The sequence below is a fragment of the Streptomyces sp. NPDC047515 genome (assembly GCF_040643055.1).
Lineage (GTDB): Bacteria > Actinomycetota > Actinomycetes > Streptomycetales > Streptomycetaceae > Streptomyces.
Map to the genome: position 1 here is coordinate 96,723 of NZ_JBEYTM010000006.1, position 24,029 is coordinate 120,751.

Genomic DNA, 24,029 nt, shown 5'->3' on the forward strand with positions numbered 1-24,029 from the left:
CAGTCGCGAGGGGCACGGCCGACGCCATCGGCAGCACAAGCAGCAGAGGTGCCGGGCGGCGAGTCGCGAGCGCCGCACGGCGCGAGTGGTGAATCCAGTTTCCAGTGAGGAGCCCGCGTGACGGAAGAACCGCAGGAACCGACGGACCCCTTCCCGTTGCCCGTTGCCGCCGGGCCGCTCGACGCGCTGACCGATGTCGCCGGACTGCGGGTCGGCCACGCACGGGTGGCGGGCGCGGGCGCGTTGAGCGGCACCACGGTGGTCCTCGCCCCGGAGGGCGGCGCGATCGCGGCCGTGGACGTACGCGGCGGCGGCCCCGGCACCCGAGAGACGGACGCGCTCGATCCGCGCAATCTGGTGCAGCGCGTCGACGCCGTCGTCCTGACGGGCGGCAGTGCGTACGGCCTGGACGCCGCGTCGGGTGTGATGGCCTGGCTGGAGGAGCAGGGGCGCGGGGTGCGGGTCGGGCCCGATCCGGCGCAGGTGGTGCCGGTGGTTCCGGCCGCGTGCGTCTTCGACCTGGGGCGGGGCGGTGACTGGCGGGCCCGCCCCGACGCGTCGACCGGTCGCGCGGCGGTGGAGGACGCGGCGGGCACGGAGCCCGGGGCTCCGGTCGTCGAGGGGGGTGTCGGCGCCGGTACGGGTGCGGTCGCCGGGCAGCTGAAGGGCGGGGTGGGCACGGCGAGTGTGCGGCTGGAGTCCGGGATCACGGTGGGCGCGCTCGTCGTGGTCAACGCGGCTGGTTCGGTGATCGATCCGCGTACGGGAGTGCTGTACGGGGAGTACGGCGCCGCCGAACCGCCGGTGCACCCCGCACCCGAGGTCCACCGTGCGGCCCAGCGACGCCTCGCCGAGGCGCGGGCGACGGACGTCCGGCCGCCGCTCAACACCACGCTCGCGGTCGTCGCCACGGACGCGGATCTCACCCGGGCCCAGGCGCAGAAGCTCGCGGGCACGGCGCACGACGGACTGGCGCGCGCCGTCCGCCCGGTGCATCTGCTGACCGACGGGGACACCGTCTTCGGGCTGGCCACCAGCGCCCGGCAGCTGGATCCGCGGAACCCGATCGCGCTCAACGACCTCCTGGCGGCCGGCGCGGATGTCCTGACCCGCGCCATCGTGAAAGCCGTCCGGGCAGCTCAGAGCGTCGACCGCCGCCCCGGCGGCGGCAGCTACCCCTCGTACAGCGATCTCTATGCCGGGCACCGGCCCCCGGCCCGGCCCGCGCCGCGCGAACGCCCGACATCCGACTCGCCTCCCGGGTAAGAAAGTTCAGACGAACCGACAGGAACCATCTGCGTGCGACGTACGTTTTTCTGAACCCCGGTCACGATGTCGGACCCAGGTACTACGTTAAGCACGCACCAAGTAACACGCGGCGACGGCCTGGAGACAGCACCTTGAGCGATCCGTACGAGACAACCGAGCAGCACCTCGAGCGACTCCTGCGACGGGCACTCAACTCTTTCGACCTGCCCGACAGCACGGTCGAGAGACTCGGTACCGCACTCGCCCACAGCAGTTCCCTGCACTCCTCGCACCACAGTTCCGTACTCCACCGAGAGACCTACCGGCACACGTATCTGCTGTCCGACGGCACTCCTCTCACCCTGTGGGAGCTGGTGCACGGCGGTCCGCAGAGCGCGACGGCCCCCCGATCCCGGACGGAGCCCGACCTCCGCCACCACGAGTTGTACGACGACGAGGCCGATGCCCATGTCGCCGCCGCCCGGCTGGCCGGCGGCTTCGGTGAGAGCCCGGTGTTCGGGGACGACGGACCGCAGGCCGATCTGGAGGTACTCACGGTCCTGATGGCCGCGCCCCAGGTCCCGCTGCCCCGGATGTACGCCCCGGACAATTCCGCCGACCACGCCCGCCGGGTCCTGCGCCGCGCGGAGAACAGCGACGGCCCCGGTGAGGAGACCGCCCGGCTGCTGCGCGCCGCGTTCGCCCATCACATCACCCAGGTCTTCGGCCGGCAGTGCCGGGTGGATGGGCGGGATGCCGGTTTCACCCTGTACGAGCACGCCTTCCTGCTTCTCGACGGCAGCGAGACGAGCCTGTGGGAGGTCGAGCACACGGCCACGCCGGACGGCCGCCACATGTGCGAGGTGTACGGCGACGAGGACTCCGCGCGCGGCGCCATGGAGAGCCGTACGCACATCTGCTGACCGGAGCCCGCCACGCATGCGAGGTGCCCGCACTCCCCCGGGGGACTGCGGGCACCTCGTACCGTCAGGACGCCCGGCGCCGTCAGGGCGTCACGGCGTCATCGCGTCAGCGCGGGTTCCTTGCCGAGCTCGGCCCCGGGCCCGCTCATGGACGCCACGGAGACGCTCTCGTCGTCCAGGGCCTCGTCGCCGCCCTCCTCGTGCCGCCGCGGCCGGGCCGGCAGCGCGAACATCACCAGGAAGATCACCGCGAGCACCCCGGCCACCCACCACAGCGAGTGCTGGAACGCCTCCGCGAACGCCGGGCCCACCTGCTGGGGTGCCAGCCGGTCCCCGATGGAACCGAAGAAGACGACCGAGACCAGTCCGAGCCCGAGCGCGTTGCCCATCTGCTGCACGGTGTTGATCAGCCCGGAGGCCGAACCGGAATGCTCCTTCGGCACCTCGGACAGCACCGCGTCCGTCAGCGGAGCCACGATCAGGCCCATGCCGATACCCATGACCACCAGCGGCAGCGCCATCTGCCAGGACGTGATGCCCATGCCGTACCGGTCCGACTCCCAGATGTAGAGCAGCACGCCGACGATCATCAGCAGCGCACCCGACTGGAGGACCTTGCGGCCGAAGCGGGGCACCAGCTTCTGTACGGAGATGCCCGCGGCGAACGAGACGGCGATCGAGAACGGGATACCCGTCGTGCCGGCCTTCAGCGCGCTCCAGCCGAGCCCCATCTGCATGTAGAGCGTCCAGACCAGGAAGAAGATGCCGAGGCCGAGACCGAAGGTCAGCTGCACGGCGATGCCCGCAGCGAAGCTCTTGACCCGGAACAGCGACAGCTCGACCAGCGGTGAACCGTCCTTGCGCGCCTTGCGCTGCTCGAACACCACCAGGACCAGGAACACCAGGAGGCTGCCGACCATCAGCGCATGGCCCCACAGCGGCCAGCCCAGCTCGCGCCCACGGGTGAGCGGGTAGATCAGCATCAGCAGTCCCAGCGTCACCAGGGCGACACCGATCAGATCGAGCCGCAGCGCCTTCGGGGCCTTCGACTCGGTGATGAACTTCCGTCCCAGGATCAGACCCGCTATGCCGACCGGCAGGTTGATCAGGAAGATGGGCCGCCATTCGAGACCGGCGAGGTTCCACTCGGTGAGCAGCGCGCCCAGCAGCGGTCCCAGCACGGCGCCGAGGCCGACGATCGCCCCGAAGAGGCCGAAGACCTTGCCCCGCTCGTGCGCCGGGAAGGTGGCGTGCACGATCGACAGCACCTGCGGAACCATCAGCGCGGCGGTGCCACCCTGGAGGATGCGGGAGGCGACCAGCATCTCCGGGTTCGCGGCGAAGCCACAGAGCGCGGAGGCCAGCGTGAAGCCGCCGATACCGATGAGGAACAGTCGCTTGCGGCCGTAGATGTCGCCCAGCCGGCCGCCGGTGATCAGACCGGCGGCGAAGGCCAGGGCGTATCCGGCGGTGATCCATTGGATCGAGCTGAACGAGGCGCCGGTGTCCTGCTGGATGCTCGGGACGGCGATGTTGACGATCGTGACGTCGACCAGGTCCATGAAGGCCGCGGTCATCACGATGGCGAGCGCGAACCAGCGTCGCCGGTCCGACGGGTCCGAGGACACCGTGGGCCCGGATGCCGTGGACGGCAGAGATGTGGAAGAAGTCATGGGAAGAAACTAAGCAGCCATTAGGACAGCCCATGACCCAATAGGCTGGGCATCCTGGTGAGATGACCGACACACCGGCACGAGGCTGAGCCCATGACCGACACACCGGCACGACTGCTGAACCTGCTGTCGCTCCTCCAGACGCCCCGCGAATGGCCGGGCAGCGAACTCGCCGAGCGGCTCGACGTCAGCCCGCGCACGATCCGCCGCGATATCGACCGGCTCCGCGAGCTCGGCTATCCGGTCGAGGCCTCGCGCGGATCGGTCGGCGGCTACCGCCTGGTCGCGGGCACCGCCATGCCGCCGCTGCTCCTCGACGACGAGGAGGCGGTGGCCATCGCGGTGGGCCTGCGGGCCGGCGCCGGGCATGCCATCGAGGGGGTCGACGAGGCGTCCGTACGCGCTCTGGCGAAGCTGGAGCAGGTGCTGCCCTCGCGGTTGCGGCACCGGGTCTCGACCCTGCAGAACGCGACGATGCCGCTGACCCGTGGCGACGGCTCGACCATCGATCCGCACACGCTCACGGTGATGGCGGCGGCGGTCACCGGGCGGGAGCGGCTGCGGTTCGCCTACCGCGCGGGGGACGGCGCCGAGACGAAGCGGCAGGCCGAGCCCTATCGCCTGGTGAGCACCGGGTGGCGCTGGTATCTCGTCGCATACGACCTGGGGCGCGAGGACTGGCGTACGTTCCGGGTCGACCGGGTCAGCGAGCCGTTCGCGACCGGAGCCCGGTTCACGCCGCGCGAGCTGCCCACGGGCGACGCGGCGGAGTTCCTCGCCGGCTCCATCGCCCGGCGGCAGCCCGAGCTGGCGGTCGACGTGAGCTTCGCGGCCCCGGCGGACTTCGTGTCCGCGCGCCTCCCGGCCTCGATCGGACCGCTGGAGCGGACCGGCGAGAACAGCTGCCGGCTGCGGGCGGTGCTGTCGGACTCACTCGAATGGGTGGCGGTCCGGCTCGCACTGGTGGACTGCGAGTTCACCGCGCACGAGCCGCCGCAGCTGGTGGAGTACCTGAGCGATCTGGGCGCCCGGCTGACCCGCGCGGGGACAGAAGGCACGGGGACAGAAGGCGCGGGGGCAGAAGGCCGGCGGACGGACCGACCGGCCACAGGCCTGCGCGCCGGATCCACGCGGCCGCCGACCGACAGGGCCACCGGCATCAAGCGCACGGACATCAAGGCCGCAGGCACCAAGGGCACAAAAGAATGAGCCCCGGCGCCAGGGGGGGGTGGGCGCCGGGACTCAGCTCAGGGGGTCACGCGAAGCGACCCATTTCGGAGGATACTGGACTCGGGCTCACGCCGCAGCGTCAAAACCCGTGTCGTGCGCCATTCGCTTCAGTTCGAGCAGCGCGTGCTTCTCGATCTGGCGGATCCGCTCGCGGGTCAGTCCGTGCTGCTTGCCCACCTCCGTGAGGGTCCGCTCGCGGCCGTCCTCGATGCCATACCGCATACGGATGATCGACGCGGTGCGGTTGTCGAGCTTGCCGATCAGGTCCTCCAGCTCCTCGCTGCGCAGCAGCGTCATCACCGACTGCTCGGGCGACACCGCGGAGGTGTCTTCCAGCAGATCGCCGAACTGCGTCTCGCCCTCGTCATCCACGGACATGTTGAGACTGACCGGGTCGCGGGCCCAGTCCAGGACATCGCCCACACGCTCCGGCGTGGAGTCCAGCTCTGCGGCTATCTCCGTGTGCTCCGGCTCGCGCCCGTGTTCACGGTTGAACTCGCGCTGCACCCGGCGGATCCGGCCGAGCTCCTCCACCAGGTGGACGGGGAGCCGGATCGTACGGGACTGGTCGGCGATGGAACGGGTGATGGCCTGACGGATCCACCACGTCGCGTACGTGGAGAACTTGAAGCCCTTGGCGTAGTCGAACTTCTCCACCGCACGCACCAGGCCCGCGTTGCCCTCCTGGATCAGGTCGAGCAGGGGCAGCCCCGCCCGCGGGTAACGGCGGGCGACGGCAACGACGAGGCGGAGATTGGAACGGATGAATATGTCCTTGGCGCGCTCGCCCTCGGCGACCAGCGCCTCCAGCTCCTCGCGCGTCGCTCCACCGGCTTCGCTCTCCACCTCGCCGCCGAGTATCTGCCGCGCGTAGACGCCCGCCTCGACGGTTTGCGACAGCTCGACCTCCTTGGCGGCATCGAGCAGCGGCGTACGCGCGATCTCGTCCAGGTACATGCCGACCAGGTCGCGATCGGCGATCTCTCCGCCCGCTGCGCGAACACTGCTTGCCCGGCTGGTCCCGCCGGTGGCGGACGAACGACGGGCGACGGCACGGGTTGCCATGCGTGCTCCCTTGCTGAGTAGGTCGCGACACCCTCTCGGGTGCCCTGCATCCGATGGAAACAACGACTGGAATCCGGACAGAATTCCCATGCCTGGCATTCATTTTCGCGATCATGCAGTACCCTGTGCCGCCGCGAGAGGAGTGCGCATGCCGAACAGCCGGGAAGAAGTGCAGGTCAGGCCGGGCATCGAAGGCGATTTGGTGGCGCTCACGGACATCTACAACCATTACGTACGTGAGACCGCGCTCACATTCGATACGACTCCCTTCACACCCGAACAGCGGATGCCGTGGCTTCGTTCCCACCCGGAAGACGGGCCCCACCGGGTTCTGGTTGCTCAGGATGTCCGCATTGTCGGCCCCGATTCGATCCTGGGATACGCCACCAGCAGCCCCTTCCGCCCCAAGGCGGCGTATGCGACCTCGGTCGAGGTGAGTGTGTACTGCGCGCCGGGCGCCACCGGCCGCGGTGTCGGCACACTGCTCTACTCGTCCCTGTTCGAGGCGCTCGCGGATGAGGATCTGCACCGTGCGCACGCGGGCATCACCCAGCCCAACGACGCCTCGGCCCGGCTGCACGAGCGTTTCGGTTTCCGCCATGTCGGCACGTACGCCGAGGTGGGCCGGAAGTTCGGAACCTACTGGGACGTGGCCTGGTACGAGAAGCGGATGGGTCCCGGGTCCTAGGCCGCACACCGTCCGGGACCGGGACCACGGCCCGTTACGCACCACGGGCGCCACGCCTAGCGTCCTTCCGTATGAACGAGACGACGAGCACGCACGGCACAGCGGGCGGCCGGGACGACGACACGGCAGGTGTCAGGGACGACGCGACAGCCGGTGGGACCACCGAGGACACCACGGGCACGCTCGACGAGGCGCTGGAACGCCTCCACACCGCGGGCCCGGAACGGAACGGCTGGCTGAGCAATCACGGTCCGATGGCCGTCGAGGCACTGGTCCGGCACGGCCAGGCACCGGTCGTCCACCGCTGGCTCGACCACTACAGCCACAAACTGGAGGACATGCCGGACACCGCGTCCCGGGTCACGGCGGAGAACTGGCGCGAGGCCCTGGGCAACCCGCGCCGGATCGCGGACTGGACGGTGTACTTCCAGCGGGAGACGGCCGAGCGCCCCTGGCGGGACGTCCTGACCGAGTGGTGGCCGCGGCTGCTGCCCGGCATCGCGGCGGGCGCCACCCACCCCGTGATCCGGGTCGGCCACTGCGTACGCACCCTGCTCGCGGGCGAGGCGAGCGCACCCCGGATCACCGAGCTCGCCCACGGCCTCGGCTACTGGGCCGCCCGCCACCAGCCGCTGCCCGCGCTGACTCCACTGGCACCCGCACCGAGCGCCGGGGCCGCGCTGGACGCCGTGCCGCCGGTGCCGGAACAGAGCGGCGGCATTCGGGACCGGTTGGCGCAGCTCACCGCGTTCCCGGTGTGGCCGCAGCGCTTCACCGACGACCCGGACGAGGCCCGGACCCGGCTGGAGGAGCTGGTGCGGGCCGCGACCCACCGCTATGCCACCCACGGGCACGGCGAGCCGATCATGCTGGTGCATGCCGCGACCGCGCCCAACGCCGTGCTGCGCACTCTGCCCGCACTCCCCCGTGCGCTGTGGGCGCCGAGCCTGGAGGCCGCCTGGGCGGCGAGCGCCGCCGTCACCGCCGCGTACGGTCCGGCCGAGCCCGCCCCGTACGCGCCCACGACCGCGTCCGCCGAGGAGCTCTTCGCGCGGGCGGCGGCGCACGGCGACGATCACACCATCAAGTTCACCGACACCGCACTGGACGTCGGCGACTCCACGGCCCTGGCCGCCGCACTCCGCTCGATCGAGCTGAACCCGCCGGCCCTGTGACGGATCTTCCGGGGCCCCTCACCGTCCTGGGCGTCCCCGCCCCTGCCCCCGTTCCCCCTGGCCCCTTCGGCGCTCTCAGCCGAACTGCACCGACCGTTTCGCGAGCCCCATCCAGAACCCGTCGATGACGCTGCGGCCCCGGTCCAGCTCGCCCTCCGACGCGCCGAGCGTCACGAACAGCGGCGCGAAGTGTTCGGTGCGCGGGTGGGCGAGCCGGCCGGCCGGGGACTTGTGCTCGAAGTCCAGCAGGGCGTCGATGTCCTGCGCCTGAAGCGCCCGCTTCCCCCAGTCGTCGAACTCCGCCGACCAGCCGGGGGTGCCCCCGCCCGCCTGCCGCAGGGCGGCCAGGTTGTGGGTGAAGAAGCCGCTGCCGACGATCAGGACGCCCTCGTCGCGCAGCAGCGCCAGCCTGCGACCGATGTCCATCAGCTTCTGCGGGTCCAGCGTCGGCATGGAGATCTGGAGCACCGGGATGTCGGCGTCCGGGAACATCTCCACCAGCGGGACGTACGCCCCGTGGTCGAGCCCGCGGTCCGGGATGTCCTGGACCGGCGTACCGGCGCCACGCAGCAGCTTGCGCACGTTCTCCGCCAGTTCCGGCGCGCCCGGGGCGGCGTACCGCACCTGGTAGTAGTGCTCGGGAAAGCCCCAGAAGTCGTAGACGAGCGGGACGGTCTCCGTCGCGCCGAGGGCGAGCGGGGCCTCCTCCCAGTGCGCGGAGACCATCAGGATCGCGCGGGGGCGGGGCAGCCCGGCGGACCAGGCGGCCAGTTCGCCGGGCCAGACCGGGTCGTCGGCCAGCGGCGGTGCGCCGTGGGAGAGGTAGAGGGCGGGCATGCGCTCCACGGTGACAGTCATGGCACTCCCCATCCGCTGCTGATCGAGGTAAGTCTTCTCTTGGTCTCTTTGAGAAGGAAGGATTCTTTAATCTTCAAGCTCCCACCTCCAGAGACCTTAGCTCTATCTAGTTAAACTTTCAAGAAAAGGTCGTACAGTGGAGTCCATGACCACGGCATCCCCCGGCGAGCCTCACTGGCTCTCCGACGAAGAGCAGCGTGTCTGGCGGGCGTATCTCCACGCCACCACGCTCATGGAGGACCACCTCGACCGCCAGTTGCAGCGTGACGCGGGGATGCCGCACATCTATTACGGACTGCTCGTCCAGCTCTCCCAGGCGCCCCGCCGCCGGAAGCGGATGACCGAGCTGGCCAAGGACGCCAAGATCACCCGTTCCCGGCTCTCGCACGCCGTCGCACGACTGGAGAAGAGCGGCTGGGTGCGCCGCGAGGACTGCCCGTCCGACAAGCGCGGCCAGAACGCGGTCCTCACCGACGACGGCTACGAGATGCTCCGCCGGTCCGCGCCGGGCCATGTCAGCGCCGTACGCCAGGCGATGTTCGACCGGCTCACACCCGAGCAGGTGTGCTCGCTCGGCGAGATCATGCAGGTCATCGCCACCGGGCTGCAGCCGGAGGGCACGGACGCGGATCTGCCCTGGCTGCGCTGAGCCACGCACCGGGGCATGGCTCTGCCCCGGTTCCGTCGAGCGGAACCGGGGCAGAGCCGCGTTCACCTCACGTCACGCCGCCGGGCGTCGTCAGTGGGCGACGACCGGGACCTTGAACTCGTCCTCGACACCGTCGGCGTCACCCGAACCGGAGCCTCCGCTCGCCGTGGCCGTCGAGGGACGGCCGGCGTTGATGAAGGTCACCGCGATCGCGGAGGCCACCACCAGGATGCCGACGGCCCACCAGATGGCACCGGTGAAGCCGTGCACCATCGACTGGAGCTTCAACAGCTCGGGGTCGCGGGCGCCGAGCGCGGCGTGCGAGGTGGCGTACGCCGTCGCGGCCGATGCGGCGATGGTGTTCAGCAGCGCCGTACCGATCGCGCCGCCCACCTGCTGCGAGGTGTTGACCATCGCGGACGCGACGCCCGAGTCCCTCGGCTCGACACCGTGCGTCGCCAGCGACATGGCCGGCATGAACGCCGTGCCCATGCCGAGCCCCAGCAGGAGCTGCGCGGGCAGGATCAGCGTGGTGTACGAGGAGCCGATCTCCAGCTGCGTCAGCAGCAGCATGCCGACGGCGGCGGTCAGGAAGCCGGGGCCCATGAGCTTGCGCGCCGGGACGCGGGTCATCAGCCGGGCACCGATCTGCGTCGAACCGGTGATCATGCCCGCGATCATCGGGAGGAAGGCGAAGCCCGTCCTGATGGGCGAGTAGCCCCTCACGACCTGCAGGTAGTACGTCAGGAAGAGGAACAGCCCGAACATCGCGATGACGGCCAGACCCAGCGAGAGGTAGACGCCGCCGCGGTTGCGGTCCAGCACCACGCGCAGCGGCAGCAGCGGCGACGCGACCCGGGACTCGGTCAGGACGAACGCCAGGAGCAGCGCGCCGGCCGCGACGAACGTGCCGATGGTCAGCGCGTCCGACCAGCCGGCGGACTCGGCACGGGTGAATCCGTACACCAGCGAGACCAGACCCAGTGCGGACAGGACGACGCCCGGGATGTCGAGCGGCGAGCGGTTGCGGCTGCCGGCCGGCTCACGGATCACGAAGTACGCGCCGGAGGCCGCGACGACCGCGAACGGGATGTTGACGAAGAACGTCCAGCGCCAGTTCAGCGCCTGGGTCAGGAAGCCGCCGAGGATCAGGCCGACGGCGCCACCGCCACCGGCGATCGCACCGTAGATGCCGAACGCCTTGGCGCGCTCCTTGGCGTCGGTGAACATCACGGCGAGCAGCGACAGCGCCGCCGGGGCGAGCAGCGCACCGAAGACGCCCTGGAGGGCTCGGGAGCCGAAGAGCATGCCCTGGTTCTGGGCCGCGCCACCGAGCGCGGAGGCCAGCGCGAAGCCGATCAGGCCGACGACGAAGGTCCGCTTGCGGCCCCAGAGGTCGGCAATCCGGCCCCCGAAGAGCAGCAGTCCGCCGAAGGCGAGCGCGTAGGCCGTGATGACCCACTGCTTGTTGGCGTCGGATATGCCCAGGGCCGTCTGAGCGTGCGGCAGCGCGATGTTCACGATCGTGGCATCGAGCACGACCATCAGCTGCGCGAGGGCGATGAACGCCAGCGCTTTCCAGCGGCTGGGGTCCGGGAGTCGGATATCAGCTGTTTTTGACATGGAGGTATCCACCTAAGGACGCGCGTGGGCGCGCGGAATCGTGAACCGAGAAGTCGGTGAACGGGCAGTCGGTAAGGGACGGCCGGTGAGAACGGCCGCCGGAGAAGGCCGGGCGGGACGGGTCGGGCGTGACGGATCAGGCCTGACGGGTCGAGTGTGACCACTCGGGCATGAAGGTCGTCGCGGGTCGAGCGGTGAAAGGGAGGTGCGGTCGAGGTGCGGTGAAAGGAAAGGCGTGGTCACAATGCGGTGGTCGCGTCGCCGGGCACCCGGTTCGGGGGCCCGGCGCGGGCCTCATGGCCGACGCCGCAAATCCTCCAAGGTCGCCGCCGTTCCGGGCAGTCGGGACCGGGCCGGGGCCTCCAGTCCGTCCAGGAACAGCTGTAGATGACGGTGGGTGAACCGGTCGATGTCCGGGCATCCGATGCCGGGCAGTGGCCGGGTGAGCTGGGAGAGGGCGACCAGTACGTCACCGACCGCGATGTCGGTGCGCAGGCGCCCGGCGGACATGGCGCGCGCCACGAGTCCTTCGACGGCCTCTTCGAGGCGCCGACGCTCGGCGAGCAGTTCGGGGTGGTCCTTGTCGAAGCCGCCGGACAGCATCGGGCACAGGGCCCCGATCCGTTCGTCGGCCGCCGCGTGCACGAAGCGGCAGAGCGCGGCGAAGGGATCGGCCTCCTCGGCCGTCGCCTCCTCCGCGCGGTCGGTGGTGCGGGAGGTGACCGCGAGCACGACCTCGTGCGTCAGCGCGGCCCGGTCGGGGAAGTTCCGGTAGAGCGTGGCGTTGCCGACGCCGGCGCGGCGGGCGACCTCGTCGAGCGGCACGTCCGGCCCGAACTCGACGAACATCTCGCGCGCGGCCGTCACGATCCGCTCCCGGTTGCGCAGCGCGTCCGCCCTCGGACGGTGCGTCCGGGGCTGCGCCGTTCCGGTGGCGGTGCGGGTGACGGTATCCACGACGGCTGTCCCTGCCTTCCGACTCCTGCGATTCCCGGCGCCACGGTCTTCGTGGTGCCGGACTTCGGTCCTGGTCTCTTCGGCCTCGACCCTGATCCTGCTTCGGTCCTGGTTCTGCTCTGCCGCTGCTCCTGGTTGCTTCCATCTTCGCAGCACCCCCTCCCGCAACCGGGGAATGCTTCCCCGTTTCACGGGGACAGAAGTTCAAACGGGGAAACGGTCCCCGGTTATTTCCCCACCACGATGTGACCTGCGGCACACCTCGGAACGGGAAAACCAACCGTTCGGCGCACCCGACGAGCGGTGCCGCAGCACCCGTCACAGGCTGATCCGCAGAGCGCAGTCAGGGTCGGCCGGCTGCCGCGGACCGCGAGGCGCCTGTATGCAGAAGACCCGCCACCGGATACGCAAGCACCGCAACCCGATCGCGTTCGCCTCGGCCACGACCCTGGTCATCGCGGCACTGGCCTCGGCCAGCAGTGCACTTCCGATATCCAGCCGGGCTTCGGCCGGACCGGTGGCGAACTCCTCGGCAGGCATAGCCGCGTGCCGAATAGCGACGACCATGGGCGTACAGATGTCGGAGGGCATGCCGACGGCGGCGAACTACGCCCACTCCACAGGCAGGATCCACGCGCTCAACCTGATGATCGACTTCCCCGACGCACCGGGCACCGAATCGGCGATGGACCGGTTCGACGAATTCTTCCCGCAGACCGTCAACTGGTTCCGGACCGCTTCGTACGGACGGCTCACCTACATCCCGGACGCACCCCTGAAAACCTGGCTGCGGATGCCGCTGCCGTTCTCCGAGTACGGGATCGAGCGCGGATCACCGTACGAGCCGGGCTACCGCCAACTCGTCCAGGACATCGTCGCCGCCACGCGATCGAAGGTGGACTTCAGTACGTACGACCTGATCAACATCCTGGTCACACCGAACGCCGGACCCCCCGCCCTGGACACCGTCCTGTCCGTGACCTTCTCCGGCAATGACGACGCCCCGCACGCGGACGGCATCCCGCTCGCCAACACGTCGTTCATCTACAGCCGCCAGGACGACGGCTCGGGGTCGTTCAAGCAGAACGGATACCGCGTGCTGCCGCACGAGAACAGCCATGTCTTCGGCCTCCCCGACCTCTACACCACGGAGGGCGGCGGCGCGGTCGGGCACTGGGACATCATGTCGGAGGACTGGGGGGCCAACAACGACCTGCTCGGCTGGCACAAGTGGAAGCTCGGCTGGCTGGACAACAAGCAGATCAGCTGCGCCGCCCGGCCCGGCACCAGCGACCACATCCTCGAACCGCTGGCCACCCGGGGCGGCGTCAAGCTGGCCTTCGTACCGCTGAGCAGCGAGTCCGGCTACGCCGTGGAGGTACGGACCCGGGCGGGCAACGACCAGGCGGTCTGCCGGCCCGGGGTGCTGATCTACAAGGTGAGCTCGGACGTCGACACCGGGCAGGGGCCGGTGTCCGTCGCGGACAGCACCAAAGGCAGCAGCGGCTGCACCCAACTGCCCAATGTGCACGCCGAACTCTCCGACGCCCCCTTCCAGCCGGGCCAGACCTTCACCGACCGGGCAGCCGGGATACGCATATCCGTGGTCGACAAGGACGACAAGGGGAACTACCGCGTCCGGATCACTCGGCCCTGACGGCCCGAATCCGTGGCCGTCCGCCCCGCCCGGCCGCGGTCACGGCCGACCGCCCTCGCCGTCCGGATCCGTGACCGATGCGTCCCCGCCGGCCCGCCGCACCTCCGCCTCGACGGGCCCGCGCAGCTCCCGCTTGAGGATCTTCCCGGTCGGATTGCGGGGCAGCGGTTCCCTGCGTACCAGCACATGGGCCGGGACCTTGAACGCGGCCAGGCTGCGACCGACGTGCGCCCTGAGCTCCTCGGGAGTGACGGTGGCACCGGACCGCAGCCGGACGACGGCGGCGACCTCCTCGCCCAGAACCGGATGCGCGACCCCCAGCACCGCCGCGTCCTCGACGTCCGGGTGGTCGTGGAGCACCGCCTCGACCTCGACGCAGTACACGTTCTCCCCGCCGCGGATCACCATGTCCTTGATCCGGTCGACGACATCGACCCGCCCCGCGCGCACCACCGCAAGATCACCGGTCCGGAACCAGCCGTCGGTGAACGCCCGAGCGGTCGCCGCCTCGTCCCGCCAGTAGCCGCGGACCAGGGACTGACCGCGCAGCCACAGCTCACCGACCTCGCCATCGGGCAGCGCCTCGCCCGTGGGGCCCGCGATCCGCACCTCGGTGGCGGGGGTCGGACGGCCGACACTGCCCGGGTGGAGCCGGTATTCGGCGCCGAAGTTCGCCAGGACGCCGCCGCTGGTCTCGGTCAGTCCGTAGCCGTTGCGGGGCTCGATCCGGTCGCCGTGGCGGGTCGTCAGCCGCGCGACCAGATCGGGCGGGGCGGCGGCCCCGCCGGTGTTCAGCATCTGCAGACCCTCCAGGCCGTCGCCCGCCCGCTCGGCCGCCGCGAGGAGCTGGAGCGCGGTCGTCGGGACTCCGGCGTAGTGCGTGACGCCGTGTGCGCGGATCAGCCGCAGCGCCTCCTCGGCGTCCCACTTCCGCATCAGGACGATCGTGCCGCCCGCCGCCATCGCCGCGTAGAAGCCGGTGAACGCGGCGACGTGGAAGAACGGGAACGTCAGCAGCGACACCGGGGCGGGGCCCTGCCCCGGGACGGTCCCGCGCCCGAGCGCGGAGACGGCGGCGTGGTAGCGGGGGTTGAGTACGGCGCCCACCTGGGCGAGATGGGTGGCGACCGCGCCCTTGGGCCGGCCGGTGGTGCCGGAGGTGTAGATGATCGTCGCGTCGTCCTCAGGCCGGATCTCGACCTCGGGGGGCGCGGCGAGCGGATCGGGCGCGGGCAGGTCCTCGTACCGCTCGACGCCGTCCGGAACCATCCCCTCCGAGTGGAAGGCGACCACGCGCGCCCCGTTCTTCGCCGCCCAGCCGGCCACCCTCGGCAGCCGCTCGCCGTCCACCAGGAGCACCCGCGGCTCACAGTCGTCCAGCGCGTACGTGAACTCGTCCTCGGTCCACCAGGCGTTGAGCGGGACGGCCACCAGCCCGGCCAGTTGCACGGCCCAGAAGGCGATCTGCCACTCCGGGTGGTTGCGCATCGCGACGACGGCCCTCTCTCCCCGGCGCAGCCCGTACGTCCCGGTCAGCCGGCACGCCAGCGCGGACGCGGCGGCGAAGAACTCGGCGTACGAGTAGCCGCGCTCCCCCGCGATCAGGAACGGCCGGTCCCCGTAGGCCCAGGTGGTCTCCACGAACTCACGGAGGGTGCGCGGCCCGTCCGCGTACACAAGGGCTCCGGCGTGCGCCCCGTCCTGTGCCCGCACCACGGCGAACGGGGCTCCCGGAGCGGTGAGCGCGGCTTCGACACGGGCCGCGGCATCCGCGACGGCGGCTTCATCGGCAGCGGCGGCCGGGGGCCGGGCGCGCGGGGCCGGCGCGGCGGGAATCGGGTCGATGTGCGGCACGAACGACCTCTCTAAGCGCTTGCTCAGTACATGCGCGACGGTATGCCCGTGCCCACCCCCCGTCAAGGACAGGGTCAGGCGCATCGGGCGGGTCGGGCGCGTCGGGCGGGTCAGATGCGTCGGCCGCGTCGAGGGTGTCGGGCGGGTCAGGCGCATCGGGCGGGTCGGACGGGGTCAGGCGGGGAGTGTCAGGCGGAAGGCCGTATGTCCGGGGCCGCTGGTGACGGTGACGGTTCCGCCGTGGGCGGTGATGACGGCGTGGACGATGGCGAGACCGAGACCGGTGCTTCCCGTGCTGCGGGAGCGGGCGTGGTCGGCGCGGACGAAGCGTCCGAAGACTTCGGGCTGGAGCTCGGCGGGAATCCCTGGTCCGTTGTCGCTCACGCTCACAGCGACGCCGGTCCGACCGGGGGTGAGGGCGACGGTCACTTCGGTGCCGGGCGGGGTGTGGGTACGGGCATTGGCCAGGAGGTTCCCGATGGCCTGCTGGAGCCGGTGGGCGTCGCCGGTGACGGTGACCGGTTCTCCGGGGAGGTCGAGGAGCCAGCGGTGGCCGGGGCCCGCGGCGCGTGCGTCCTCTGTCGCGTTCAGGATCAGCAGGGTCAGATCGACCGGCTCGTGTTCGAGGGGGCGTCCGGCGTCCAGGCGGGCGAGGAGAAGCAGGTCGTCGACGAGGCGCGTCATGCGCTGCGACTCCCCGTCGATGCGCTCCAGGGCGTGGCGCACCTCGCCGGGAACGGGGCCGTGGTGGCGCAGGGCGAGTTCGGCGTGGCCCCGGATGTTGGCGACGGGGGTGCGCAGCTCGTGGCTGGCGTCGGCGGCGAAGTGCCGGAGCCGCTCCTCACTGGCCTGGCGCTGGGTGAGTGCGCCCTCGACATGGCCGAGCATGTGGTTGAGGGCGCTGCCGACCTGACCGACTTCGGTACGGGGGTCGGTGTCGGGAAGCGGGCCGGGCATGGCGACCTCGCCGCTGGCGAGCGGCAGCCCGGCCACCTCCGCGGCACGGGCGGTGACCCGCTGGAGGGGGCGCAGGGAGATCCGCACCCACAGGGCCCCGGCGACGCCGGTGACCACGAGGGCGGCGCCGAACAGCACGGCTTCGACCGCTTCGAGGCGGTGAACGGTCTCTTCCACCGGGTGCAGGGGCAGGCCGGTGATCAAGGTGTCCTGGTCGTCGCCCCGGACAGCCGTGACGCGGTACGCCCCCGGGGTGGAGAGGCGGATGCTGTGCCCGTGCCCGTCGGCGGGGATCCCCGCCAGGGCGTGGCGGTCCCCGGGGGTGAGGGGGAGGGGGCGGTCGGTGGCGTCGTCCACGACAGCTGCCTGGGTGACGATGCCGTTCAGGAGGCGGGCACCGAAGGTCGACTCCGCCTGGCCCCGGGTGTCGGGGCGGTTGTCGGCGTCGGGCGTGGCCTCGTGTTCCAGGCTGGCGGCGAACCGGCCGCCGGAGGCGGACAGCTGCTCGTCCAGCCGCCCCATCAGGAAGCCGCGCAGGGCGAGGGCGGTGGTGATGCCGACGGCGAGGCAGGCGAGGGCGAGCAGTGTGACGAGTCCGACGGTGAGCTGGCCGCGCAGGGTGCGGGGCAGCGGGCGTCTCATCGGGACCCCGCCTTGAGGACATAGCCGACACCGCGCACCGTGTGGATCAACGGAGTGCGTCCGGCGTCGATCTTCTTGCGCAGGTAGCTGATGTAGAGCTCGACGATGTGGGCCCGTCCGCCGAAGTCGTAGGCCCAGACCCGGTCGAGGATCTGGTCCTTGGACAGCACCCGGCGCGGGTTGCGCATCAGGAACCGCAGAAGCTCGAACTCGGTCCGGGACAGATCGACGGTGGCCCCGCCGCGCCTGACCTCCCTGGCTTCCTCGTCCATGGTGAGATCCCCGACGGTGAGCCGGTTCGCGCCGGCGGATTCCGCCGTCAGGCCGGCCCGCCGGAGCAGCCCGCGCAGCCGGGCCAGGACCTCCTCCAGGCTGTAGGGCTTGGTGACATAGTCGTCGCCGCCGGCGCTGATGCCGGCGATGCGGTCCTCGACCGCGTCCCGGGCGGTCAGGAACAGCACGCACACGCTGGGTGCCTCGCGTCTCAGCGCGCGCAGGACCTGCAGGCCGTCGAGGTCCGGCAGCATCCAGTCCAGGACCACCGCGTCGGGCCGGAAGGCACGGGCGGCCGCGAGTGCGGTGGCGCCATCGGCAGCAGTGCGTACCTGCCAGCCCTCCCCGGTCATGACCCCGGCCAGGACATCGGTGACGTCGGGTTCGTCGTCGACGACGAGAACCCTTACCGGTTCTCCGTCGGGGCGGTGCAGAGGCGATGTCGTACGCGGCTCGTCCATGGTTCCTTCAGCATCCCCCGGCACGGGCCACGGCAGGGCGGGCCGTGTCTCTGAGTTTCCTCTGAATCGGCTCTGAGAGTCGCCGGCGGGTCGCTTTCAGAAGATACACAGAGGTTGGGCCGGGAGGCTGGCCGTCCGTCGCCGGAGCGAGGCCTGTCCGGAGGAGCCCCCATGACCACCACGTTCACCACCACACACGCGAACCGCGGGGTGCGCCACCGGCGCCCGCGCCGCAGCGCCGTGCGCTTCCTGGCACTGCCGGCGATCTGGGCCGGGGCCGCGGGGGTGCTGGCCCTGTGGTGGAGCGACACGACCTCGGTGGTCGGCCCGGCGGGCTGGCTCACCGGCGCCGGGCGCATCACGGGGCTGCTGGCCGGTTACGCCTGCGCGGTGCTGCTGGCCCTGATGGCCCGCATGCCGCTCCTGGACCACAGCATCGGCACGGACCGCCTCGCCCGCTGGCACGCCCTGGGCGGTCGCTGCACCGTCTCTCTGGCCCTCGCCCACACCCTGCTGATCATCTGGGGCTACTCACTGACCTCCCACACGAACGTGCTCAACCAGACCTCCACGCTCGTCCTGCACTATCCCGACCTCCTCAAGGGCACGGCGGGCTTCCTGCTGTTCCTGGCCACCGCAGTCCTCTCGGCCCGCGCGGCCCGCCGGAGGATGAGTTACGAGACCTGGCACTATCTGCACTTCGCCACCTACCTGGCCGTCTTCCTCGCCTTCGGCCACCAGCTCTCCAACGGCGCCGACTTCGTCGGCAACCGCCTCGCCCAGGTGGCCTGGTACACGCTGTTTCTCGGCGTCGCCGCGCTGGTCGCCTGGTACCGGTTCGCCGTCCCCGTACGGCGTGGACTGCGTCACCGCCTGCGCGTCACCGCGGTCCACCCCGAGGCGCCGGGCGTGGTCTCCGTCCACCTCACCGGCGAGCACCTGGATGAGTTGGGGGGTGAGCCGGGACAGTTCCTGCGCTGGCGCTTCATGACCCGCGGCCTGTGGTGGACCGCCAATCCCTACTCCCTCTCCGCACCCGCGCACCCCCGTCATCTGCGCATCACCGTGAAGACCGCCGGCGGCCACAGTGCCGCGCTCGCCCACCTCGCGCCCGGCACCCGGGTGTGGGCCGAGGGACCCTACGGCGGCTTCACGGCGAACCTCCGCACCGCTCCCAAGGTCCTTCTCCTGGCCGGCGGCGTCGGTATCGCCCCCCTGCGCACGCTCTTCGAGACGCTGCCGGGACAGGTGACGCTCGTCTACCGGGCCCGCCGCGCCGTCGACCTCTCCCTGCGCGGTGAGATCGACGCGACAGCCGTCCGCCGACGGGCCGCCGTGCACTACGTCGTCGACGAACCGGCCGGGTACTCCTCACCCCTCACCGCCCAGGGCCTGAGTGCTCTGGTGCCCGATCTCGCGGCGCACGACGTCTACCTCTGTGGTCCGCCCGGTATGACTCGGGCCGCGATCCAAGCCCTGCGCGAGGCCGGCGTCCCGGCACGGCGCATCCACCACGAGTCGTTCGCGTTCTGAGGAGAACCGCCATGCGCCGAGCCGTCCTGGCAACCACCGGGATCAGCGCCCTCGTCATCGCGCTGCTCGCCCTCAAACCCCATCAGCGCCCCGTCCTCGCAGGAGTGACCCCCCGGTCCCCCGCAGCGTCCTCGTCCCCGCCCGCCCCTGCGGGCACCGCATCGGGCTCGTCCACGGGCACGGGCACGTTCACCGGGGATCCCATCGACACCCCGTACGGAACCGTGCAGGTCGCCGCCACCCTCACCCGGGGAAGGATCACTGCCGTCAAGGTGCTCCGGGCCCCGGACCAGAACGGCCGCGACCAGCAGATCGCCTCCTATGCCCTGCCTCGCCTCGCCCAGGAGGCGATCGGCGCCCAGAGCGCGCACATCGATGCCGTCACCGGCGCCAGCTACACCAGCCAGGGCTATGTCCAGTCCCTGCAGAGCGCCCTGGACCAGGCCCATGCCTGACACCGCGCACGGGCTGCGCCACGTCGAGCACGTGATGGGCGCGGTCTTCTCCTTCGACATCCGGGGCGAGCCCACCGCTGCCGTCCGCCGCGCCCTCACCGAGGCCGTGCGGCGGCTCCACCAGGTCGATGCCGTGTTCTCCACCTACCGGCCCGACAGCCACATCAACCGCCTCGACCGCGGTGAGATCCGCCTCGGCGACTGCCCGCCAGAGGTCCACGAGGTGCTGTCCCTCTGCGCGCGAGCCGCCCATGTCACGGACGGCTGGTTCAGCATCGTCCCGGCCGGTGCCCTCGACCCCTCGGGCCTGGTCAAGGGCTGGGCCACCGAGGCCGCCTCCCGGCTGCTTCACGAAGCCGGCGCGCGCCACACCTGCGTCAACGGCGGAGGCGACCTCCAGCTTCGCGGCCGGGCGACCCCCGGCGCCCCCTGGCGCATCGGCATCGCCCACCCGCTGCGGCCCGGCGAACTGCTCACCGTCATCACCGCCGGCCACGACCTGGCCGTCGCTACCTCGGGCACCGCCGAACGCGGCGCCCACATCCTCGACCCGCACAGCGGCACACCCGCCACGGCGTTCGCCTCCCTCACCCTCATCGGCCCCCGGCTGACCATGACCGACGCCTACGCCACCGCGGCGTTCGCCATGGGCGCGGACGCGCAGGACTGGCTGGAAGCACTGGACGGCTACGAGGCACTCGCCGTCCTGCCCGACGGCCGGGCGTGGCAGACCTCGGGATTCAGTCGATACGGGTCACGAGGTGGCATGCGGGCTCAGTCCTGCCCGCCGTGAACGGCCCCACCTCTTCACAGCCACGCTTCCCCACCCCGCCCTCCCCAAGAGCCGGGGCCCCGCGCGGTGCAGAGCGGAACACACTGCGTGCCGCCGCCCCCCGACCGCCTGTCCGCACACCTCCCGTGCCCGGTCGGGTCCGACACGTAGCACCGGGGATGCCCGACCCCGACCTCTCGCCCGCCGACAGCACCGCAGCTGACGCACCACAGGCGCACACGGCCAGAACCGGGAGTACCTACCTCACCCCACCCGCTACACTGTCGGCGGTGGCCGGGCCCTCACGGGTCAGACCACCGCGAACCTGTCGGCAAGCTGACCTGAAACCCACCGCCCACCCGGGTCGGGTTTCGCACACGTTTTCCGACAGAACCCTGCCTTCGTAGCTCAGGGGATAGAGCACCGCTCTCCTAAAGCGGGTGTCGCAGGTTCGAATCCTGCCGGGGGCACCAGTTCAGAAGGGGTCCACCTCCGGATTTTCGGAGGTGGACCCCTTCTGACATCTAGATCTGACATCAACGGCGGCGGTCACTGACGACCGGGACGCCTCCTGAGCAGCCGGTCCATGTGGCTCATAGCCTCGCGCTGCGTGTCCTGCACGACGTGCGTGTACACGTTCATGGTGATGCTGATCTGGCTGTGCCCGAGGATCTCCATCACGACGCGAGGCGCGACTCCGGCCGCCGTGAGGAGCGTGGCCGTGCCGTGCCGGGCGTCATGCAACCGGATCACGCGGAGGCCGGCGGACTCGGCGACGCGGGTGAAGGAGCGGTAGACGTTCCGCGGCTCGACCTGGCGGCCGGTGCGGGTGGTGAAGACGTAGCCGGACTCCTCCCACCGCTCCCCCGCCTTGGCACGAGCAGCGGCTTGCCGCATCCGGTGCCAGCGCAGGGGCGCGATACAGAGGGCGGGCAGCGGGACGACCCGGCGACGGCGGATCTTGGGGTCGTCGTCGTACAGGACACCCCGACGGCGCTGGGTCTGCTGACGGACGTAGAGGACGCGGTTGTCCAGGTCGAGGTCCGACCAACGCAGGCCGACGATCTCACCCCTGGCGAAGCCCCATGGCGATGGCGAGCACGAACGCCGCGTACAACGGGTCCTTACGGGAGGCCGCGAGGAAATCCAGCGTTTCGTCGAGCGTCCAGGGCCTCAGTTCGCGGTTGTCGGTGCGGGGCGGCTCGACCAGCTTGGCGACGTTGCGCGTGATCAGTTCCTCGCGGCAGGCGGAGGACAGCGCCGACCGCAGGACGCGGTGAGACTCCTTGGCGGTCGCCGCAGTGGTCTCCTTCTCCAGGCGGACGAGGAAGCGGCGTACGTCGGCGACGCCGAGGGATTCGAGCCGCTTGGCACCGATCAACGGCACCAGGTACAGCCGGATGTGCGCCTCGTACTTGTCGTACGTACTGAGCTTCCGCCGGGGCTTGATGACGTTGTCCAGCCAGTACGGCAGCCACTCGGAGAGCTTGGCCGAGCGGGTGGGCACGGGCACGCCTTGGTCGACCTTGGCGAGCAGTTCCCGGCGCTTGGCGTCGCACTCGGCCCAGGTCTTGCCGTAGGCGAACTTGCGGGCGCGGGTGCCGTCCGGCTGGAGGACGTACACGGCGCATTGGTAACGGCCGTCCTTGCGCTTGGTGATGGTGCCGGCGCCGTTGGGATTGCGCTTGCGGGGACCGGCCATCAGGCAGCCTCCTCGATCTGGCCGAGGACGAAGTCACGAACGGCAACGTCAGGGATACGACGAGCCCCATCGATCTTGATCGAGACGAGACGGCGCGAGCGGATCAGGTCGTAGACCTTCGAGCGTCCGACCTTGAGGCGCGCCATGACTTCCGGCACGGTCAGCAGTTCGGCGGTGACGGCGGTGTTCATGCTGCGGCTCCTTCCAGGGCGAGTTGGTCTTGCAGTGCTTCGCGCGCCGTCTCGCGGTTGAGCTGGAGATCCCGGGCGATTGAGGCGGCGAGGGCGGATTCACCGGGGGTGTGGCCATGGCCGGCGTACTGCCAGTCGGTGAGGACGAGGACGGTGTCCGGTTCGCGGGCGCCCAGGCCCAGGACTGCGGCCTCTTGGGCGGCGCGGTAGTCGGCGCGTGCCTGGCGGAGAACCCCGAGGGTGGTGGAGTAGCGGCGGGACTTGGAGGAGAAGTGGCCGCGGAAGCCGAGCATGTGCGCCCAGGCCCAGAGGCGCCGGTCCGGGTAGAGACCGTCCAGGTCGCGGCAGGCGGTGATCAGGCGGCGGGTGTGGTCCGGGACCTGGTGGCGGTCGAGCTCGGCGAGTTCCCCGATGCGGCGGTCAAGGGTGCCGGTGTTCTCGGCTGCCTTGGTGGAGTACTTGGCGACGTAGGAGGCAACGGCCTGTTCGGTGATGTCGGAGCCGTCACCGAAGGCCTTCACCGGACGGACGTCGAGCTGTGTTCCCCAGCGGAAGGACCGGGCTGGTTGGTCCCCGGCGGACGGGACGGAGACGGACGTGTAGGAGTGCGCCGCGGCTGCGTGGATCGCGTCGGCGAGCAGGTCGACCGTTGCCCAGGCAGGTGGCGGCGTTCCGGGCCCCTCCGGGCCGTCGAGCCGGATCACTGCGTGGAAGTGCAGGGCGCCACGCTTCTGGAATTCGGCGACCTTGCCGTAGGAGACGCGGAGGCGGTCGGCGAGTTCTCGGCGGGTGAGGCCGACGCGGGCGGCGAGTTCGCGGCGCAGGCGTGTGGTGAAGCGCTGCCAGAGCTGTCCGGCGTGGTTGTTGAACAGGACGGCGCCCGCGTAGTCGTACATGGCGGGGTCGAGGGCGGTGCCCAGTTCCGATGCGTCCGGGGCGTGTTGGGCGCCACAGCGGCAGACGCCGCGGTCGGGCCGGTTATGGACCGGGCCGAAGGAGGGGGCGGTGAGGGTGGTGAAGACGCGGGGGTGGTCCCTGACGGTGGTGGGGACATCGCGGCTGTCGTCACCGACCAGGCCCGCACGGATGAGGTGGTAGGTGACGCCCGCGTAGGTCCAGGCGCAGGAGGGGCAGCGAGAGGCGCGGCGGTTGCCGCAGGCGAGGCGGAGGCGTCCGCCGGGTTCGTCGGCGGTGGTGTAGTGATGCAGGGTCTCGCCGGTGGTCTTGTCCTTGTGGAGTGTCCAGCCGGTCAGATGGATGGGGTCGGAGCAGCCGCCGGTACGGCGGATCTGGTCCTCCCAGCGCGTGTAGTCAGGGGCCGAGGCCACCCGCAGGAGGTCACCAAGGGTGGTCGGGTCGAGCAACGGGGCAGGCACGGGCGAGGCACGATGCGCCATGCTGGGTTCTTCCTTCTGGTTGTGAGATCGGACAGGGACGGCGCCC

At 70.9% G+C, this 24,029-nt stretch carries 20 protein-coding genes, 1 tRNA gene and 1 pseudogene; 11 read left to right on the forward strand and 11 right to left on the reverse strand.

What is annotated here, in order from left to right:
- Positions 1 to 156: 156 nt before the first annotated feature.
- Positions 157 to 1,266 carry a P1 family peptidase gene (locus ABZ826_RS07020; protein WP_361443801.1) on the forward strand — a complete coding sequence of 370 codons (1,110 nt, stop codon included), beginning with the start codon at positions 157 to 159 and terminating at the stop codon, positions 1,264 to 1,266.
- Between the two features lie 134 nt (positions 1,267 to 1,400).
- Complete coding sequence (locus ABZ826_RS07025) at positions 1,401 to 2,171, forward strand: DUF6227 family protein (protein ID WP_361443427.1); 771 nt, start codon at positions 1,401 to 1,403, stop codon at positions 2,169 to 2,171.
- Positions 2,172 to 2,269: 98 nt separating this feature from the next.
- On the opposite strand, the gene ABZ826_RS07030 is transcribed toward ABZ826_RS07025, so the two are convergent.
- Positions 2,270 to 3,844, reverse strand: coding sequence for an MFS transporter (locus ABZ826_RS07030; protein WP_361443430.1), 1,575 nt, complete (start codon positions 3,842 to 3,844; stop codon positions 2,270 to 2,272).
- A gap of 93 nt (positions 3,845 to 3,937) precedes the next feature.
- On the opposite strand from ABZ826_RS07030, the gene ABZ826_RS07035 reads away from it, so the two are divergent.
- Positions 3,938 to 5,053 carry a YafY family protein gene (locus ABZ826_RS07035; protein WP_361443433.1) on the forward strand — a complete coding sequence of 372 codons (1,116 nt, stop codon included), beginning with the start codon at positions 3,938 to 3,940 and terminating at the stop codon, positions 5,051 to 5,053.
- Between the two features lie 87 nt (positions 5,054 to 5,140).
- On the opposite strand, the gene ABZ826_RS07040 is transcribed toward ABZ826_RS07035, so the two are convergent.
- Entirely contained in the window at positions 5,141 to 6,139 is a 999-nt protein-coding gene (locus ABZ826_RS07040; RefSeq protein ID WP_361443436.1) for a sigma-70 family RNA polymerase sigma factor, read from the reverse strand.
- Between the two features lie 148 nt (positions 6,140 to 6,287).
- On the opposite strand from ABZ826_RS07040, the gene ABZ826_RS07045 reads away from it, so the two are divergent.
- Both ABZ826_RS07045 and ABZ826_RS07050 read left to right on the forward strand, forming a co-directional pair.
- On the forward strand, positions 6,288 to 6,827 hold the full coding sequence (locus tag ABZ826_RS07045) for an N-acetyltransferase family protein (protein WP_361443439.1): 540 nt from the start codon (positions 6,288 to 6,290) through the stop codon (positions 6,825 to 6,827).
- 71 nt (positions 6,828 to 6,898) lie between these two features.
- The gene (locus ABZ826_RS07050; protein ID WP_361443442.1) at positions 6,899 to 8,002 is read left to right on the forward strand and encodes a questin oxidase family protein; all 1,104 of its coding nucleotides are present in this window, start codon (positions 6,899 to 6,901) and stop codon (positions 8,000 to 8,002) included.
- Between the two features lie 75 nt (positions 8,003 to 8,077).
- Here the strand turns inward: ABZ826_RS07050 and ABZ826_RS07055 are convergent, their stop codons facing one another.
- Positions 8,078 to 8,860, reverse strand: coding sequence for a class III extradiol ring-cleavage dioxygenase (locus ABZ826_RS07055; protein ID WP_361443445.1), 783 nt, complete (start codon positions 8,858 to 8,860; stop codon positions 8,078 to 8,080).
- A gap of 145 nt (positions 8,861 to 9,005) precedes the next feature.
- Here ABZ826_RS07055 and ABZ826_RS07060 point away from each other — a divergent pair, with 145 nt between their 5' ends.
- Positions 9,006 to 9,509: a MarR family transcriptional regulator gene (locus tag ABZ826_RS07060; protein ID WP_361443448.1), complete on the forward strand. Its 504-nt coding sequence runs from the start codon at positions 9,006 to 9,008 to the stop codon at positions 9,507 to 9,509.
- Positions 9,510 to 9,599: 90 nt separating this feature from the next.
- Here ABZ826_RS07060 and ABZ826_RS07065 read toward each other — a convergent pair whose 3' ends face one another.
- Both ABZ826_RS07065 and ABZ826_RS07070 read right to left on the reverse strand, forming a co-directional pair.
- On the reverse strand, positions 9,600 to 11,132 hold the full coding sequence (locus tag ABZ826_RS07065; protein WP_361443451.1) for an MFS transporter: 1,533 nt from the start codon (positions 11,130 to 11,132) through the stop codon (positions 9,600 to 9,602).
- Positions 11,133 to 11,426: 294 nt separating this feature from the next.
- Positions 11,427 to 12,089 (reverse strand): TetR/AcrR family transcriptional regulator, encoded by a 663-nt coding sequence (locus ABZ826_RS07070; RefSeq protein ID WP_361443454.1) that lies wholly within the window; start codon positions 12,087 to 12,089, stop codon positions 11,427 to 11,429.
- A 382-nt stretch (positions 12,090 to 12,471) separates the two neighbouring features.
- On the opposite strand from ABZ826_RS07070, the gene ABZ826_RS07075 reads away from it, so the two are divergent.
- Positions 12,472 to 13,746 carry a M6 family metalloprotease domain-containing protein gene (locus ABZ826_RS07075; protein WP_361443457.1) on the forward strand — a complete coding sequence of 425 codons (1,275 nt, stop codon included), beginning with the start codon at positions 12,472 to 12,474 and terminating at the stop codon, positions 13,744 to 13,746.
- A gap of 39 nt (positions 13,747 to 13,785) precedes the next feature.
- Here the strand turns inward: ABZ826_RS07075 and ABZ826_RS07080 are convergent, their stop codons facing one another.
- From ABZ826_RS07080 to ABZ826_RS07090, 3 genes are all read right to left on the reverse strand, one after another.
- Positions 13,786 to 15,684, reverse strand: coding sequence for a class I adenylate-forming enzyme family protein (locus ABZ826_RS07080; RefSeq protein WP_361443460.1), 1,899 nt, complete (start codon positions 15,682 to 15,684; stop codon positions 13,786 to 13,788).
- A gap of 90 nt (positions 15,685 to 15,774) precedes the next feature.
- Positions 15,775 to 17,199 carry a HAMP domain-containing sensor histidine kinase gene (locus ABZ826_RS07085; RefSeq protein ID WP_361443463.1) on the reverse strand — a complete coding sequence of 475 codons (1,425 nt, stop codon included), beginning with the start codon at positions 17,197 to 17,199 and terminating at the stop codon, positions 15,775 to 15,777.
- Positions 17,196 to 17,933: a response regulator transcription factor gene (locus tag ABZ826_RS07090; protein ID WP_361443466.1), complete on the reverse strand. Its 738-nt coding sequence runs from the start codon at positions 17,931 to 17,933 to the stop codon at positions 17,196 to 17,198. Before ABZ826_RS07090 ends, ABZ826_RS07085 begins: the two co-directional genes overlap by 4 nt.
- Positions 17,934 to 18,104: 171 nt before the next feature.
- On the opposite strand from ABZ826_RS07090, the gene ABZ826_RS07095 reads away from it, so the two are divergent.
- The 4 genes from ABZ826_RS07095 to ABZ826_RS07110 all read left to right on the forward strand — a co-directional run bounded on the left by ABZ826_RS07095 (position 18,105) and on the right by ABZ826_RS07110 (position 21,166).
- A complete protein-coding gene (locus tag ABZ826_RS07095; protein WP_361443469.1) occupies positions 18,105 to 19,466 on the forward strand; it encodes a ferredoxin reductase family protein in 1,362 nt (453 codons plus the stop codon).
- A gap of 11 nt (positions 19,467 to 19,477) precedes the next feature.
- Positions 19,478 to 19,921: an FMN-binding protein gene (locus ABZ826_RS07100; RefSeq protein WP_361443472.1), complete on the forward strand. Its 444-nt coding sequence runs from the start codon at positions 19,478 to 19,480 to the stop codon at positions 19,919 to 19,921.
- Positions 19,914 to 20,714, forward strand: a complete 801-nt coding sequence (locus ABZ826_RS07105; protein WP_361443475.1) for an FAD:protein FMN transferase — start codon at positions 19,914 to 19,916, stop codon at positions 20,712 to 20,714. Before ABZ826_RS07100 ends, ABZ826_RS07105 begins: the two co-directional genes overlap by 8 nt.
- Positions 20,715 to 21,090: 376 nt before the next feature.
- Positions 21,091 to 21,166: transfer RNA gene (locus ABZ826_RS07110), tRNA-Arg, on the forward strand.
- 76 nt (positions 21,167 to 21,242) lie between these two features.
- Here ABZ826_RS07110 and ABZ826_RS07115 read toward each other — a convergent pair.
- The 3 genes and pseudogenes from ABZ826_RS07115 to repSA all read right to left on the reverse strand — a co-directional run bounded on the left by ABZ826_RS07115 (position 21,243) and on the right by repSA (position 23,962).
- Positions 21,243 to 22,395 (reverse strand): annotated as a pseudogene (locus ABZ826_RS07115) (site-specific integrase).
- Positions 22,395 to 22,586: a helix-turn-helix domain-containing protein gene (locus tag ABZ826_RS07120; RefSeq protein ID WP_329831976.1), complete on the reverse strand. Its 192-nt coding sequence runs from the start codon at positions 22,584 to 22,586 to the stop codon at positions 22,395 to 22,397. Before ABZ826_RS07120 ends, ABZ826_RS07115 begins: the two are co-directional and overlap by 1 nt.
- On the reverse strand, positions 22,583 to 23,962 hold the full coding sequence (gene repSA / locus ABZ826_RS07125; protein ID WP_361443804.1) for a replication initiator protein RepSA: 1,380 nt from the start codon (positions 23,960 to 23,962) through the stop codon (positions 22,583 to 22,585). The genes ABZ826_RS07120 and repSA overlap by 4 nt, the downstream gene beginning before the upstream one ends.
- Between the last annotated feature and the right edge of the window lie 67 nt (positions 23,963 to 24,029).

Coding starts and splice junctions, on each gene's coding strand:
- ABZ826_RS07045 (WP_361443439.1), top strand. CDS start 6,288: ATGCCGAACAGCCGGGAAGAAGTGCAGGTCAGGCCGGGCATCGAAGGC.
- ABZ826_RS07120 (WP_329831976.1), bottom strand. CDS start 22,586: ATGAACACCGCCGTCACCGCCGAACTGCTGACCGTGCCGGAAGTCATG.
- ABZ826_RS07030 (WP_361443430.1), bottom strand. CDS start 3,844: ATGACTTCTTCCACATCTCTGCCGTCCACGGCATCCGGGCCCACGGTG.
- ABZ826_RS07100 (WP_361443472.1), top strand. CDS start 19,478: ATGCGCCGAGCCGTCCTGGCAACCACCGGGATCAGCGCCCTCGTCATC.
- ABZ826_RS07060 (WP_361443448.1), top strand. CDS start 9,006: ATGACCACGGCATCCCCCGGCGAGCCTCACTGGCTCTCCGACGAAGAG.
- ABZ826_RS07035 (WP_361443433.1), top strand. CDS start 3,938: ATGACCGACACACCGGCACGACTGCTGAACCTGCTGTCGCTCCTCCAG.
- ABZ826_RS07040 (WP_361443436.1), bottom strand. CDS start 6,139: ATGGCAACCCGTGCCGTCGCCCGTCGTTCGTCCGCCACCGGCGGGACC.
- ABZ826_RS07080 (WP_361443460.1), bottom strand. CDS start 15,684: ATGCGCCTGACCCTGTCCTTGACGGGGGGTGGGCACGGGCATACCGTC.
- ABZ826_RS07075 (WP_361443457.1), top strand. CDS start 12,472: ATGCAGAAGACCCGCCACCGGATACGCAAGCACCGCAACCCGATCGCG.
- ABZ826_RS07090 (WP_361443466.1), bottom strand. CDS start 17,933: ATGGACGAGCCGCGTACGACATCGCCTCTGCACCGCCCCGACGGAGAA.
- ABZ826_RS07105 (WP_361443475.1), top strand. CDS start 19,914: ATGCCTGACACCGCGCACGGGCTGCGCCACGTCGAGCACGTGATGGGC.
- ABZ826_RS07055 (WP_361443445.1), bottom strand. CDS start 8,860: ATGACTGTCACCGTGGAGCGCATGCCCGCCCTCTACCTCTCCCACGGC.
- ABZ826_RS07050 (WP_361443442.1), top strand. CDS start 6,899: ATGAACGAGACGACGAGCACGCACGGCACAGCGGGCGGCCGGGACGAC.
- ABZ826_RS07095 (WP_361443469.1), top strand. CDS start 18,105: ATGACCACCACGTTCACCACCACACACGCGAACCGCGGGGTGCGCCAC.
- ABZ826_RS07065 (WP_361443451.1), bottom strand. CDS start 11,132: ATGTCAAAAACAGCTGATATCCGACTCCCGGACCCCAGCCGCTGGAAA.
- ABZ826_RS07085 (WP_361443463.1), bottom strand. CDS start 17,199: ATGAGACGCCCGCTGCCCCGCACCCTGCGCGGCCAGCTCACCGTCGGA.